The sequence below is a fragment of the Treponema sp. HNW genome, from assembly GCF_050320395.1.
GTDB lineage: Bacteria > Spirochaetota > Spirochaetia > Treponematales > Treponemataceae > Treponema_C.
Window position 1 is genome coordinate 87496 of sequence record NZ_CP144459.1, and the last position, 14381, is coordinate 101876.

Here is a 14381-nt window from a genome sequence, read left to right on the forward strand (position 1 = left end):
TGCATGGAAACAAACACCGCACAGGGACGTGCGTACCGCAATCAGCCCCTTGTCGTTATAGCCGGCCGCCCGAATGTCGGTAAATCCACCCTCTTTAACCGCCTTTTGCGCAAACGGCGCGTTATTACCGACCCGACCCCCGGCGTTACCCGCGACCCTGTGGAAGAAACGGTTTTTATCAAAGACAAGCCCGTTCGCTTTATGGATACCGGCGGTTTTAAACTGACCCGCACCCTCGGCAGTATGGAAGCGGTGCTTGACGACTTGGTTGTGCAAAAGACCGTTGATGCCCTCAAAAAAGCCGACCTTATTGTGCTCCTTCTTGATGCAGGTGAAATTACGCCCGAAGATGAAGAATTTATCGGTCTGCTGCGCCCTTATTGGGACCGTATTGTCGCAGCGGTTAATAAAACCGAAGGCGGGCGTTTGGAAAGCGAAGCGTTGAATTTTCACCGCTTCGGCTTTAAAGAATTGATTTGTATTTCGGCCGAACACGGCGACCGCATACCCGAACTTATAGATTTGATTTTTTCAAAGCTTGATTTTTCCGCCCTTGAAAAAGCCGAAGAAAAAGAGCCTATAAAGCTTGCGATTATGGGAAAGCCGAACACGGGAAAATCCACCCTGTGCAACCTTTTAACGGGAAGCGAGCTTTCCATTGTCAGCGATTATGCGGGAACGACGCGCGATGTTGTGGAAGGCTCGTTCCGCTATAAAGGGAAGGATTTTTTAGTGCTCGATACCGCAGGCATAAGGCGCAAATCAAAAGTAAAAGAAAATGTGGAATATTATTCGGTAAACCGCGCCATAAAAACCCTTGAGCGCGCCGACGTGGTGCTTTATCTTATGGATGCCGCCGAGGGTTTAACCGACCAGGATAAAAAGGTGATAAAACTTGCCCACGACCGCGGCCGCGCCCTGATTTTTGTGCTCAATAAGTGGGATACGCAGGCTCAGGATAAAAAAACGGCGCGTAAAGCCGAAGAAAACATCCGCATTATGTTCGGGCACATGGCCTATGCTCCGATTCTTGAAATTTCGGCAAAGGAAAATACGGGCATTAAGCCGCTTTTAAACACGGTTGTGGAATTATACAATCAGTTGAATCGAAAAATCGATACGGGGCCTTTAAATACCGCTTTAAAAGACTGGATTGCGGCTTATCCGCCGCCGGCGTCGCGCAGTGCCCGCTTTCATATCCGCTATGCGGTGCAAACAAAGACAAACCCCGTTGTGTTTTTGCTTTTTGCAACCAAGCCCGATTCGGTTCCCCAATCTTATATTGCCTATTTGAAAAATAAAATGCGTGAAGACTTGGGTTTTAGCAAAATTCCGATTACAATAGAGATGCAGGCAAGCCGTAAAAGATGGGAGGACAGATAAGGGCGTGAAAGGTTTTTCGATAGGCGAAGTTGAAAAAATCACCTCCGTAAAAGCCCATACCCTGCGTTATTGGGAAGAATCGATTCCCTCCCTTGCCCCGCAAAAAGATATGGGCGGGCGCAGGCTGTATTCAAACCGCGATGTACAGACCTTTTTACGCTTAAAATATCTTATTCAGGAAAAAAAATACACGATTGAAGGAGCGCGTGAAGCCCTTATTGCCGAAGCGGCCGCAGCAGGAAGCGCTTGCGGAAAAAGTCTTACGGCGGAATTAAACCGTATAAAAAGCGAACTTTTGGATTTGTACCGTTTGGTTCGCAATGTCGGCACGGAGACGGAAGAATGAATCTATTTGCGGCATTACCCGAAAAAGAGCGTTTGATTGCCGAGCGCTTCGATTCGCTCATTCAGGATATAAAGCCTTTGAACTCGAAACAGCTTGCTTTTTTGCCGCGCGACATACAAAGGCTTTCGGCTTTGCTTACCGCCGAACGCTCAAGCCTTAAAGCGGGCTATATGAACAATGCGGTAATGCTTTCCGCATATACGCGCTATTTTATGCGGTGGAATCTTTTCCGCCTTACTTCTCTTTTTGCGGGTATGGATACAACTGCTTTTGATTTTTTAAAAGACGACGATTACTGCCTCGATATAGGTTCGGGCCCGCTTACGGTGCCGATTGCCCTCTATCTTGCGCGGCCGGAACTGCGCGGAAAAAAGCTCAACTGGTATTGTATGGACACAAGCCAAAACGCCCTTGCCTTAGGCGAAAACTTTTTTTTATCCTGTGCCGCCCGCCTTCAAACCGAAGAAGGCGAACCTGCATGGCGCATTGTACGTGTAAAGGGCGAAATGGGAACCCGCATAAAAAACAAAGTGTCCTTTGTAAGCTGTGCGAATATGTTTAATGAGCTGTATTGGGATACGCACAACCCTTTGGAAAAAGAAGCAAAAAAGTACGCCGCCCTGCTTTTATCGTATACGGTACCGCAGAAAGCGGTCTTTGTCGTAGAACCGGGAATTCCCCGCGCCGCACGCTTTGTAAGTTTACTGCGTTCGGCCTTAATCCGAAGCGGTATGCACATACATGCTCCCTGTCCGCACGAAGGCGCCTGCCCGATGGAAGGGAAAAAGGGCGGTAAATGGTGCCATTTTATATTGGACACGGAAAGCGCCCCGAAAAATCTGCAAGCCCTTTCGGAAAAGGCGGGGCTTCCCAAAGACAGGGCGGCTTTAAGTTTTGTTTTTGCGTCCTCAAGTCCTGCGCACCAAAGCTCATCAAAACCGGCCGGCGGAAAGACTGCCGGAAAATCCGCTCAGGGCGCAAGCCGGCAGCACATACGTATCTGTTCCGACCCGATAGTCCTCCCCCACGGCAAAACCGGCCGTTACGCATGCGCTCACTGGGGGCTTACCCTCGTAACCGGTCATCGAATAAAAGATGCTTTGTCGGGAGACTTACTGTATGCGGATTTAAGCGCGCAGGACATTCAAGCACTGCCGGTCGACCGCAAAAGCGGCGCAAAGATAGTCAATGTGTGAGCGGGAGACGGATACTTATGATCCGCCTTTTCGTATGTGTTTTGCAAGCTTGTCTTTGTTTTTGTAAACCGTATTTCGGGGTTCACAACAAAGCATTATAACTATTTGATTGTCTCTTTTCGTTCCGACAAGGAGGTGATCGGGAAAAGATGCATCCTTAAATCTTATTAAACCTTTCAGATTACCCTTTAAATCTTTTGCCCCGTGAGCATATATTTCGGTCATTGAACAGGTTTCAAGCTTTTCAAGGTATTTGAAGACCGCGTTTTGAACGGCTTTTTCACATTTTGCAATATCTTTTATCGCCCGCTTACTCAATTCGATCCGCATCGATCATCTTCCTTGCTTCACTTATTGAATAGGTTTTTTGCCCGTCTTCCACCCATTCTTTGTATGCGGCTTCCCCCAGATAATACAGTTCCATATCTTCAATATTTTCTTCAAGAAGTGTTCTTACCAAATAGGATTTTGAGTGTTTTGAAATAGATGCAATTCTGTCCAATCGGGCTTCCAATCCGCTTGATGATTCCAATCTGACTGCCAGCATATAGCCTCCTTCCAAAACAGCGATTTCTTTTTTAAACGTATAACATTGTTATACAAATCTGTCAAGCTTATGTACATCTATGTCCGGTTAAGGAGTGAAGATTATTTTTTCTGCTCAAACAAGCCTGTATATCTACTTTCATACCTTCGTATTAAAAGAAGATTGGATATATTGAAGCTTGTTTTCCCTTTTTTTACATAAAGAAAGAGATCTCTATTGAGAACGGCTAAAACATAACCGGTATTTTTGCGAATATTTATATTTTGGGGCAGACTACGAATCTTATTATTCGCTATCTGTGCTATTACAATATAGGAATCATTAAAACGCCCATACCAAATTTTCTCATCCTTAATTTCAGCTTGTTCAAATTCTATATCTTCACACACAAATGAATTAAAAGAAACATCTTTTTCTTTTACGATATCGAATACCGTCATATCTCTCCCTAAAACGGAACAGCGAAAACAAAAATTATCACTACCCGGCTCTGTTATAATGATTTGACCGACCGGTGTTCCTTCATTAAAATTGCATAATTCATATACACCCGGCTGCGGTTCTATATACACGGGAGGCTTTTCTTCAGGACGACAACTGTGGCATACATCAATCCCCACAAGCATAAAAACAGCAAGAGGCAACTGTACTAAAAAATAAAAGAGCCAATATTTTTTTGACTTAAAAAAACCGCCCATCCTCTACCTGAACAGGCTTTGCATTTCTTTTGCGTAGAGTTCGGGAATTTTGTAGCGCATAATTTCCTGTTTTGCCGACAATTCAACGCCGACTTGGAAAGCTTTGGGTAAAAGGCGGAATGCGTTTATGCGTTCAAACAGGCGGAAGCCGCTTTTTGCATTGACTAAAGAAGATATTTCGGTTTCAAAAAGCTTTTGCACTTCGCTTTCTTTCAGTAATTTTTCGTAGCTGTCGTAAAGGATGCCCTTTTCGGCGGCAAAAGCTTTTACTTCTTCTTCGGAGGGAACAATCAGAGCTGCAAGGTATTTTTCGTCCTGGCCGACAACAACTGATTGGGCAACAAAGCGCGATTCGTTTATACGCATTTCAATCGGGAGCGGCTCGACGTTTTCGCCGCCGCGTAAAACAATCGTGTCTTTTATACGGCCGCGCAGTACCAGTTCTCCGTCTACCGTAAGCATTCCCAAATCGCCGGTGTTAAACCAGCCGTCTTTATCTATAACCCTTGCGGTTAAATCGGGCTTTTTATAATAGCCCTTCATAACGATGCCGCCGCGCACATGCACGACTCCCTTTTCGCCGGGCGGCAAAACGCTGCCGTCTTCGCCGACTATGCGCACTTCCACTCCGCGGATGGGAGAACCGACGGTTCCGAAAACGGGACGGTAAAAGGGGCGCACCGATACGACGGGAGCGGTTTCGGTTAATCCGTAGCCTTCAACAAGTTTTACGCCGACAGCGGCAAAAAAGTTGTCCACAACGGGAGGCAGGGCACCTCCGCCGGAAACTCCGCCGCGAAATGCATTGCCCAGTTTGGCACGTATTTTTTTGAATATAATGGCTCCTCCGAGCAGTTTAAGCGGATACAGTAAAAGCCAGGGCAGGGTTAAAAAAATCCATTTCGGAACGGGACATGTTTTTTTAAAGCGCGCGGTTGTATTAAACAAAACCCTGTCGATGCGCGAATGCAAAACCGCAACCGCCGTAAAAAAGCTGTACAAAACAAACACGATGCCGCCGGTTTTACGCATGGCGCGGTTAATTCCTTCATATATGGCTTCAAAAACGCGCGGAACCGCCGGAATAATTTGCGGATTAAGGGCTTGGAAGTCCGCAAGCATAATGCTGCCTATCGGCTTTGAATAACAAATCGCACCGCCTTGAATAAGGATAACGTATTCGCAGCTTCTTTCAAAAGAATGCCATACGGGAAGCACACAAAGGGCGCGTTCTCCCGGTGTTAAATTGATGCGTTCGGGAAGTTCATCCAATTGGGCGATAAAGTTTCGGTGGCGAATCATAACGCCCTTCGGTTCTCCGGTTGTTCCGGATGTAAAGATAATACAGGCTGTACTTTCTCCCGTTCCCTTGTCAAGTTCCTGTTCAACCTTTCCGGGATGTTTTTCGCGGTATGCCTTACCCGAAGCCATAAGGTCGCTAAACCCGAGAATATCGACCTTTGCTTTTTTGCATTCTTTTTTTAAGTCGTCGGCTATGTCATCAAAACAGATAATGCGCTTTAAATCGGGCAAAGACGTTTTTAATCCGATGATTTTACGCACTTGTACGGGATTTTCGGCGACGGTTGTTTTGCATTCGGCAAAGGATAAAATATAGGCAAGGTCTTTTTCGACGGCATCACAGCCGCGCGGCACGTCCGCAGCGCCTATGGCCATAATGCCCATACAGGCTTGCAGCCATTCAAAGCGGTTATCGGAAATCAAGCCGACATTTTCTTCCCGTTTAATTCCCAGCGATAAAAGCCCGGCTCCGAAATCGAGCGCCTTTTGAAACAGTTCTTCATAGGTAAAGGAAGAAAAGGCTCCTTTTTCATTTTTAAAATACTGAGCGGGAATCTTAGGCCACTTGGCTGCGGCCTCTTGAAGCATTTTGGGAACGGTTTGCGTCATTGTTTTCCTCCCCGGAAATACAAAATATCAAAGTTTGTCATTTTGACTTTATAAAGATACTATACAATAAATGTGTAAAAAAATCAAGCCGGGTTTCCGTCAACCGCTGAAAACGGGTTCTCGGAATGCAGTCATATGACTTTTATATAATTTGAATGCGGAAAAGTTGAGCGAACGGGACTTCGGGTCTTTGGAGGCGAAAAGATTTGACTTAGCGTACGGAAAATGATAAAATAGGGTAATAAAAAAAGGTTTCCGTATTATCAACGATAATAGGGAAACCTTTTGTCCGAATCCGGACATCGGAGAGAGTTTATAAGCTCATTTGTAAGCTTATTTAAATGATAACACGGGTTGTTTGCGCTGTCAAGCAAAAAACTCCAAAAGCAGCAGTATATAAAGAGGCGGAAATGCAGAGGAAAAAAAGGCTGAAGCCGATTGATTATGTTATCATCGCGGTTTTTTTTGCGGCGGCCGCTTTTTCTCTTATATACGCCCTTCAGCATAAAGAAGGCAAGGCCCGCCTTATTGTCAGCGACGGAAAAAGAGAGTGGGTGTATCCCTTGGATGAAGACAGAGAGATTGAAGTAAAGGGAGACTTGGGAATAAGCCGCATACGTATAAAAAACGGACAAGCCCTCTTTCTTGATTCTCCCTGCGATAACCGTGTATGCGTACAAAGCTTTCCGCTGAGCCGCAACGGTGATTGGGCGGCGTGCTTGCCGAACCAAATTTTTATTCATGTGGAGGGCGCCGGCGATTCCGATTCAAGCTTTGATGCCGTCGGCTTTTAGAATGTATACGAGAGAGATCCGAAATGCACCCCGTGCGGTTGTCCGCGCGGGAAAACCCGTTTTCGGGGACTTTAATACTCTTCCCTCGGATTTTGATATCCGGAAGCTTAAACAGCCTTTCAGTTTGATGCCGCTTCCGCGCTTTATCACCGATTCAAGGATACGTACCAATCTGTATTTCAGCTTTGCCTCAGATGAATACGCAGGCCGTATCGGTATTACGGATGCGCATTTATTCGGTTTTGCCGAGTTTACTCTGTGGGAAAAAGCAAGCGGACGAAAAATCTCCTTTCGTTCTTTTATTATTTTCAGAAAACGCCTTGTTCCTTTTAAAATAAAAAGCGGCGTTTGTAAATCGCTGCGTAAAAAAAGAATTTTTATTATACGCTGGAATTATGATACGGGAAAATTTTCCGTATTATGCCGCTTAAAAGGAGACCGTACCCGGCCCCATACTTTTTTTGAATTTTCGGGAAATCTGAATGATGAAGGCTGCGGTTTTCATACCTCGGTTATTCCCGCTCCCCTTATGCGCCGCTGCTCGGCGGTCCACCACTGTGCGCCTCTTTTACGCGGTTCCCTTTCGGGGCATTTTTTCGAAAAAGAAGACAAGCCGGCGGCTGAACCTGTAGAAGCCTTGGGATTTTTCACTGTCCGCCGTTCCTACTATAAGTTGAGAACTTTTTGCTATGCAATTACGGTTTTGGGAGAATCGGAGGGGAAGGCGGTCCGCTTTAACCTGTATACATCGAATCAGGATCCGGTGGATTCCGATTTATATAACGAAAATATTCTCTTTGTAGACGGAAAAGCGAGTCCTTTGCCGCCGGTAACGGTTACTCATCCCTACGGTCTCGCCGGCCTGTGGGTTATTCAGGATACGGAGAATATGGTCGACCTTTCATTTTCTCCCCTTTCGGATACGATTCGCAGAGAAAGCGCCTTGATTTTGAGAACGGAGTATCATACAATTTACGGGACCTGTGAAGGATTTGTAAGGGATACGGAGGGCGAGACTTTTTTGTTGAAAAATGTCTGCGCTGTCGTAAAAAAACAGTATTTACGGTTATAATAGAAACGGTATGGAAATGAATTCGAAAAAGCCGCAGGCAAAATATGAGCCCGGTGAATTACAAAAAACCCGACAAAACCTCGGACAGCTTGAACAGGAAGAAGCCGCCTTTATGATAAAGCGCTTGGGCGGTGAAATCGGTGTGGAAAAACCCGAGGTAATTACCGACGAAACCTTAAAAAAAGTTCGGTCGGTTCGGAAACTTCCTTCTTCAAAAAAGGCAGGCAGGGTTTCAAGAACAAAATCTCCCGCCGCTTCTTTTGATTCCGACGGTATATCGGGCGGAAGTATCTTTTCAGGTGCGGTACAGTCGGGCCTGCCCGGAAAAAAATACCGTCTTCCCGTCCTTACCGCCCGTCAGCGCCAATTGTTCGATAAACTGATGATTTCTTCCGAATACAATATACGGCCCGCGCCCGGCTTTTTTGCAATGCTTTTTTCGTTCGGAAGAGGCGGTCCGGAACGGGTGTCGGAATCTTTTATAAAAAATACCCTAACCGCCCATATTAAACACATAGACTTTTTTACCGAGGCTGTGCAGGCTCTTATTGCCGCGGTTCCGGCAAGCTACCGAAATAAAATCAATGCGGAAGAAGATTTTTCTTTCCGTGCATTAAAAATTATCAATACCTGGGATACGCTGCCGGTAAAAACGGAATTGGCACAGCTTAAAAAAAAGACCTCATGGGTTATGATTGAGGATACGGTTCCTTTTATCAGGGAACTGTACCGGCCCCTTATAAAGTTGTATTTTTTGGGCGAAATGCAAATGACCCGTTTGATAAAAACCCTGTACGGATGGACAACCGAAGCTCGTGCGGATAAAAATCAAAATATGCGTAATTTAAACAATGCGCGTCAAGCCGCCGCCGAATGGCTCTATATTTTCGGGCAGGTTATCAAGGGGCTGTATCCTTTGCTTATGCGGATGTGTACGCCCGAATATGACGTATATCCGGACTTTTTCAGCAAGCGTATTTCCGATATTATGCCGTTTTTGGAAATAACGAAATACGATATTATTTTGCCGAAAAAGGACAAGGGTGAAAAAGAGGATTCCGAAAAAAAAGAAGAAAAAACGGCCGAAGAAAAGGCTGCCGAAGAAAAAGAGGCTGAGGAAAAAGCCAAGGCCGACGCTCCGGCAAGACAAAATCTTATTTTGCAAAGTTTGGGCGTTTTGGAAAAACTCTTTCCGGAGGCGGGTTTTACCTCTTTAGCCGAAAACCCGGATATGTATCCTTATTTTCAGCCCCTGTATTCTTTTCCTGAAGGTTTTAACTTTTTGGCTCCCCAAAATCCCCTGCATGTTACAATCGTTTTGCTGCGCATAGTTGAAGATTTTTTTCAGGGCTGCCGTCATATTCCGATGGGCCGGGCGGATGTGGGTAACAATCCCTTTGAGCATGATAATTTGCAAAAGGTTTTTGCCGGCTGGACCCAGTACCGCGAAGTGATTTTCGATAAAATCATGGTGCCGAATTTAAAGGAATGTGTGAATCAGGCATATACCCAAAACGATTTTCATACTTCCCGTTACGGAAGACGGGAAATATCAAACTGGCTGTGGCAGGAAAAATATTATTTTCATCCCCATTTAACCTTTGAAATTGCTTTTATTGAAAGGCCGCGTATCGATACCGGTTATACTCCCTTGCCCGAAAGAATTCGCGGCTTGGTACAGCTTTTTTCCGATATGGTGCGTATGGCCGATGCGGCTGAAGTTTCGATGCCTCTTAACCTCAGCGCGATTTATCACTTTGATGTTGAAAACAGTGTTTCATACCGCCTGAATTTGCTTTTGGGAGGCGGAAAATCGAAGGAGCGCACCAATTTGAATTTGATGAAATACACCCTCTGCGCTCTGCGGGTTTTGGATTGGTGGATAAACGACAAAGACAGCCTTGCATATAAAACTGCCGCAAGCATTCCTTACCGCACGGCCGAAGGAAGTTCGCGGCCGCTCTTATCCGTACAGCTTCGAAGCGACCAGCGCGATGTTTTTTTACGCAATTTGCGGATTATGCATGCGGTACAAAAAGCCGAAAAACAGGAGGAATCGTTGTCCGCTTTGCATACGGCCAATGCGGCGGCTATTGATGCGGCCGGCGAACCGGATCCGCGGCTTTCGGCTCCTCTGGAAGGGGAATCTGCGGCTTTGGAAAAAGATTGAGCCGTGTGCTTGTAAATTACAGCTGTTTTCCCGTCGCGATTTTTTCGTTAAAGCGTTCGAGTTTTTTACCGCTTAAAAGGCTTTCTTTGCCGTCCAACCTCCGGCGCAATTCTTCCATTTCTTCTCCCGAAAAACGGACTCCCTGTTTTAAGTGATTTTCAAAAGAAGAAACCGCCATGGGAGCGACGGCACGGCTTATGTCCGCCAGTACGGCGGCATAATCGCGTATTTCTTTTTGGGCGTGGGCATCCAGACGCAAGCGTAAAAAATGAAAGAGGTTGTGTAAGTCGATTTGCCAATACATTTCGGTATATAACGAAAGCGGTAAATTGACACGTGCCAATTCCCGCGCCGTTCCCGATTCTATAAGTTCCGTATAATCGGCATAGGCTTCTTTTTGTCCCTTTTGTAAAGAAGCGATAACCGCATCGGTAAAACTTTTTTCGGCTTTTTCCGAGGAACGGCCCTGTTTGTTGTCGGCGCTTTGTTTTGCAACATCTTCTTCGGCCGGAACGTAGAATTCATCGCTCATAACCGAATAACGTCCGGAAATTTCATTGACGCGCGCGGTGCGGTGCCGTATCCATTGGCGGGCCACGAATATGGGCATTTTGATATGAAAGGTAAGCACTACCTGTTCAAAGGGCGAAGTATGGTCGTGCCGCAAAAGATAGTCTATTAAGGCGGCATCTTCGCGCACTGTTTTAGTTCCCGCCCCGTATGAAACACGCGCCGCCTGTACAATGCGCGAATCCGACCCCATATAATCAACCAAGCGGACAAAGCCGTGATTTAAAACTTTAAACTCTTTATCCAAAATTTTTTCGGCTTCCGCCGTCATACAATGTGCCATATCCCGATAATAGCATAACGCATAAAAATTTTCTATACGTTACCCGGATGCTCTAAACGGCGATTACACACCCTGAATGATTCTCGAAACTACGCCCAAAAAGAAAACGGGTTTAAGGTCCTGATTAAATCCTGCCTGGAATGTAAACGGGACATTGTCGAATAATGTGCAGCCTCCTCCTATGCCCCACTCACCGATCAGGTTTATGTTTTTTGCTTTATCGGAACCGAAACCGGCGTCTGCAAATGCTGAAATAAAAAATCCGTTTGAGTTAACTCCGGTCCGACCTGCATACCATCTGAGTTCCGTTCCCCAAATATGCATCGAAGAGTATCTTTGAACATCTTTAAAAGAAAACCTGCGGGTCATAGCTTCCTGGGATTTTTCTATTTCATAATCGGCGGCGGCATGTATATTTTTTGACTTAATCCTGTCGGTATTATAAAAAGTATACACAAAGCCCGCATCTACATAATACAGTTTAAAAGTTACGGGTAAATCGAATTTCAGTCTGTAGTTAACAAAGCGGCTTTCGGGAATCCAGTCGGTAAAAAAAGAAAAAGTAGAGGCGGTTTTCAGGAATCCCAAATCGTGAATAAAAAGATCGAATCTGATTCCCTGAGATATTTCCGTAACCGTTTTAGGCACCAATATTTTTTGTGAGCCGTTTACTTTTATTTGATTAACAGGTCTTCTTCCCACACGTGCGGGAAAAGAAATCTTCAGCCTGTTTATAACAAATATAAAATCGTTCTTTACATAAAAGATTTGTTCCGACATGTTTTTATTCATTGTAAACGGAATAAAATCGTAAAAAGCATTTATATTCCATTTAAAGAAATCTTTTTGAACGAACATTCCTACGGAAGAACTGATTGCAGGACCGTTATCCGCCGAAAAAAAGATGCCGGTGTTCGGAAATATACTTATATCGTTTTTCCTATGCAGCCAGCCGAATTGTACGGAAAGAGGAAAGCCGAAATAATGAGGGAGAATATGAAATTTGGAAATAGTTAAAGAATCTCCTGCGGAGCTTTTTCCAACATCCCCGGTCTCCCGAGGAAAATCTTGAGAAAAGCCCGCCGCTGCCGTAAAACAAAACATTAAAAGTACAATGACAATTTTTTTCATTTTTTTTCCACTTATAATTTAAAAGTTCCTTAAAATTGAACAATTGAGGAAATTTCGATTTCCGAAAATTGTTCAATTCCGCCGTTTTTGCAACGCAGTAAAAAACGGCAGAAAATAATGGGAGTTTTGCCGCCCAACTCTTTACTCAAGATGCAAAACTCAAGTTAAAACGGGCGGCGCTATTTCAGACGCCCGTTTTAAACCTTCCTTTGTGATAATTTTCATAGAGTTTTGGAAGGAGAGGATGAGAAGGAAAAAGATTTTTTGCCTTATAAAAATATTCCCATCCTTTTTGCGTATCATATATTTTCATGTAAAAAACGGAATACCGTATATACGCGTTGAATTTATCAACTTCGTTCAATGTTTCAATATATTTTTCCGTCGCTCTGATTTGAGAATTAAAGTTCGATGTAACCTCATCTGCCGACGAGATTTGCCAGCAGGACAATTTTACAAGGGCTGTTTTATTTTTTTTATCCTTTGCAAGAGCTCTTCGGTATAAAACGGGCAGGGTGAGGTTTATATTAAATCTTTTTGTTTTAGAGTGAGAAAGTTTTGTATAGAGGTAGTCCGCGTATTTTAAATATACCTCTCCTTCCAAATCGGATAGTGTTAAAAATCTTTTTAAATCCGTATCCGTTTTTTTTATTAGTTCGTCTTGATAATTCATACCCTCGTAATTGTAAATCGTAGAAATAATTTCGGCATGTTCAAGATATAAAATTAAAAGTTTATTTTGTTCTTTGATATCTCTTGATTTTTTGTCTTGAAAAACAAGCTTGTCTAAAGAGTCTGCAAGAAAATTTATTCCCTCCGTTAAGGTTTTTATATCTTCATCATCTATCTTGCCGGTTCCGTAATACCCGGATAAAAGAGTGTCGCATTCATCCGAATTAAAAATCTTTATCGTATCCGGATGCTCCGCATAAAGTTCGGCGGCAAAATAAAAAGATAAAAAACCGATAAAAATAAGAATTCCCGCTATCAGTTTATGAGTCGCGGTTTGAAAAGAATGTTTTTCCATTTTTATGTAACTCCTCAATCGCCGGCCGAAAGTTTTATCTCCTATTAATCCGGCAGTATTCGTTGAGCTTATATTTTTTTTCACAAAAAGGGAAGTACATAAGGCAGGGTGCGGCATTCATCCGCATTACAGACTTGTGTCTTTTCCGAAGACTCTGCATAAAGTCCCGATACAAAGAAAAAAGATGTAAAAATGATGAGAATAACAATTCCCGTTATAAATGTGCGCGTTTTTAGTTTTGCATATGATTCCATTTTTTATAGATTATCATTTTGTGTATAAAAAGTGAAGTAATAAGGCTGACATTTGCTTAACATGCAAACGTGCGAGCTCCCGTTTGTCAGTGTTGAAGCGGGTATTAGACGTTATTTTTTTTATTTGATTCTTCTATATTGAGAGAGAGTTTAAGTTCTTTAATTTTATTTTCACGAAATCATAAACTATTTTCATATCCGAAATAGCTCTTATAACATGAGATTCTTGTATATTTAATTCCTGTGGATAACGGATTCTTATACCATACGGTGTAAGTGAATCAGCTGAATTTAAAATACTCTCAGGAAGAGTTACAAACGCTGACAATTCATCTGTAAGTAAGCCTAAATCATGTGTTTTTTGTAATTCTCCGTCATAGGCAAGAATGAGTGCTTTTAGCATTTTTTCTGCAGCCTGCTGGCAATGATAACAGATTATCTCCATCGGCTTTGGATTCTGAATTTCATTCAGGTGGTTTGCGGCAAGAACATCCATCTCCGCATAACGAACCCACTCTGTTACATCACTTTCATTTTTCATACAATATAACCCCCTCACGATCTACGATATTTTCAAGGGTCTTGCGGGTTCTCCTTTCTTTAAAACCGGAAACAGAGCCGACAACTATATCAACTGAACGGCGTTTCAATCCTCGCAAAGAACGATAGGCTTTTTGAGAAACGGACAGCTTGTCCCTAACGGAATCCGACATTACAAGATAAAAATCATAGTCGCTATCATCCTTTTCTTCATTTCTTGCAAAAGAACCGAAAAGATAGATTTTTTGAGGATTTACGCTTTTCTGAAGCCGCTCTGCAATAATGCGGATTTCATTTGTTACCATATTTTGCTCCTGACAACTTTATTATATCACAACATCCTGCTTTTATATATAAATTAAATAAATTTTACTATAAAAACGAAATTTTCTATAACTTACCTGCTTTATTGTACAGTATCTTTTATCCGAGTAGATGGTGTCAATCTGACATTTTTAC

At 43.6% G+C, this 14381-nt stretch carries 15 protein-coding genes; 6 read left to right on the forward strand and 9 right to left on the reverse strand.

The window, feature by feature from the left end; genetic code table 11:
• Positions 1-3 precede the first annotated feature (3 nt).
• From der to V1L52_RS00425, 3 genes are read left to right on the forward strand one after another with little or no spacing between them, the layout of a single operon-like run.
• A complete protein-coding gene (der, locus tag V1L52_RS00415; protein ID WP_428770321.1) occupies positions 4-1383 on the forward strand; it encodes a ribosome biogenesis GTPase Der in 1380 nt (459 codons plus the stop codon).
• A 4-nt stretch (positions 1384-1387) separates the two neighbouring features.
• Positions 1388-1729, forward strand: a complete 342-nt coding sequence (locus V1L52_RS00420; protein ID WP_428770322.1) for a MerR family transcriptional regulator — start codon at positions 1388-1390, stop codon at positions 1727-1729.
• Positions 1726-2925 carry a small ribosomal subunit Rsm22 family protein gene (locus tag V1L52_RS00425; RefSeq protein ID WP_428770323.1) on the forward strand — a complete coding sequence of 400 codons (1200 nt, stop codon included), beginning with the start codon at positions 1726-1728 and terminating at the stop codon, positions 2923-2925. The genes V1L52_RS00420 and V1L52_RS00425 overlap by 4 nt, the downstream gene beginning before the upstream one ends.
• 15 nt (positions 2926-2940) lie before the next feature.
• Here V1L52_RS00425 and V1L52_RS00430 read toward each other — a convergent pair whose 3' ends face one another.
• The 4 genes from V1L52_RS00430 to V1L52_RS00445 form a co-directional block, all read right to left on the reverse strand.
• Complete coding sequence (locus V1L52_RS00430) at positions 2941-3255, reverse strand: type II toxin-antitoxin system RelE/ParE family toxin (protein WP_428770324.1); 315 nt, start codon at positions 3253-3255, stop codon at positions 2941-2943.
• Positions 3236-3472, reverse strand: a complete 237-nt coding sequence (gene relB / locus V1L52_RS00435) for a type II toxin-antitoxin system RelB family antitoxin (protein WP_428770325.1) — start codon at positions 3470-3472, stop codon at positions 3236-3238. The genes V1L52_RS00430 and relB overlap by 20 nt, the downstream gene beginning before the upstream one ends.
• A 101-nt stretch (positions 3473-3573) precedes the next feature.
• The gene (locus tag V1L52_RS00440; RefSeq protein WP_428770326.1) at positions 3574-4170 is read right to left on the reverse strand and encodes a hypothetical protein; all 597 of its coding nucleotides are present in this window, start codon (positions 4168-4170) and stop codon (positions 3574-3576) included.
• A gap of 3 nt (positions 4171-4173) precedes the next feature.
• Positions 4174-6081 (reverse strand): AMP-dependent synthetase/ligase, encoded by a 1908-nt coding sequence (locus V1L52_RS00445; protein WP_428770327.1) that lies wholly within the window; start codon positions 6079-6081, stop codon positions 4174-4176.
• A 410-nt stretch (positions 6082-6491) separates the two neighbouring features.
• On the opposite strand from V1L52_RS00445, the gene V1L52_RS00450 reads away from it, so the two are divergent.
• The 3 genes from V1L52_RS00450 to V1L52_RS00460 are packed head-to-tail and all read left to right on the forward strand — an operon-like array spanning position 6492 to position 10117.
• On the forward strand, positions 6492-6875 hold the full coding sequence (locus V1L52_RS00450) for a NusG domain II-containing protein (protein ID WP_428770328.1): 384 nt from the start codon (positions 6492-6494) through the stop codon (positions 6873-6875).
• A 1-nt stretch (position 6876) separates the two neighbouring features.
• Complete coding sequence (locus tag V1L52_RS00455; RefSeq protein WP_428770329.1) at positions 6877-7947, forward strand: DUF2804 domain-containing protein; 1071 nt, start codon at positions 6877-6879, stop codon at positions 7945-7947.
• Between the two features lie 10 nt (positions 7948-7957).
• On the forward strand, positions 7958-10117 hold the full coding sequence (locus V1L52_RS00460; RefSeq protein ID WP_428770330.1) for a hypothetical protein: 2160 nt from the start codon (positions 7958-7960) through the stop codon (positions 10115-10117).
• Positions 10118-10133: 16 nt separating this feature from the next.
• Here the strand turns inward: V1L52_RS00460 and thyX are convergent, their stop codons facing one another.
• From thyX to V1L52_RS00485, 5 genes are all read right to left on the reverse strand, one after another.
• On the reverse strand, positions 10134-10970 hold the full coding sequence (thyX, locus tag V1L52_RS00465) for an FAD-dependent thymidylate synthase (protein WP_428770331.1): 837 nt from the start codon (positions 10968-10970) through the stop codon (positions 10134-10136).
• A 63-nt stretch (positions 10971-11033) separates the two neighbouring features.
• A complete protein-coding gene (locus tag V1L52_RS00470) occupies positions 11034-12101 on the reverse strand; it encodes a hypothetical protein (RefSeq protein WP_428770332.1) in 1068 nt (355 codons plus the stop codon).
• A gap of 184 nt (positions 12102-12285) precedes the next feature.
• On the reverse strand, positions 12286-13128 hold the full coding sequence (locus tag V1L52_RS00475) for a hypothetical protein (RefSeq protein WP_428770333.1): 843 nt from the start codon (positions 13126-13128) through the stop codon (positions 12286-12288).
• A gap of 387 nt (positions 13129-13515) precedes the next feature.
• Positions 13516-13923: a HEPN domain-containing protein gene (locus V1L52_RS00480; RefSeq protein ID WP_428770334.1), complete on the reverse strand. Its 408-nt coding sequence runs from the start codon at positions 13921-13923 to the stop codon at positions 13516-13518.
• Entirely contained in the window at positions 13913-14227 is a 315-nt protein-coding gene (locus V1L52_RS00485; RefSeq protein WP_428770335.1) for a nucleotidyltransferase domain-containing protein, read from the reverse strand. Before V1L52_RS00485 ends, V1L52_RS00480 begins: the two co-directional genes overlap by 11 nt.
• Between the last annotated feature and the right edge of the window lie 154 nt (positions 14228-14381).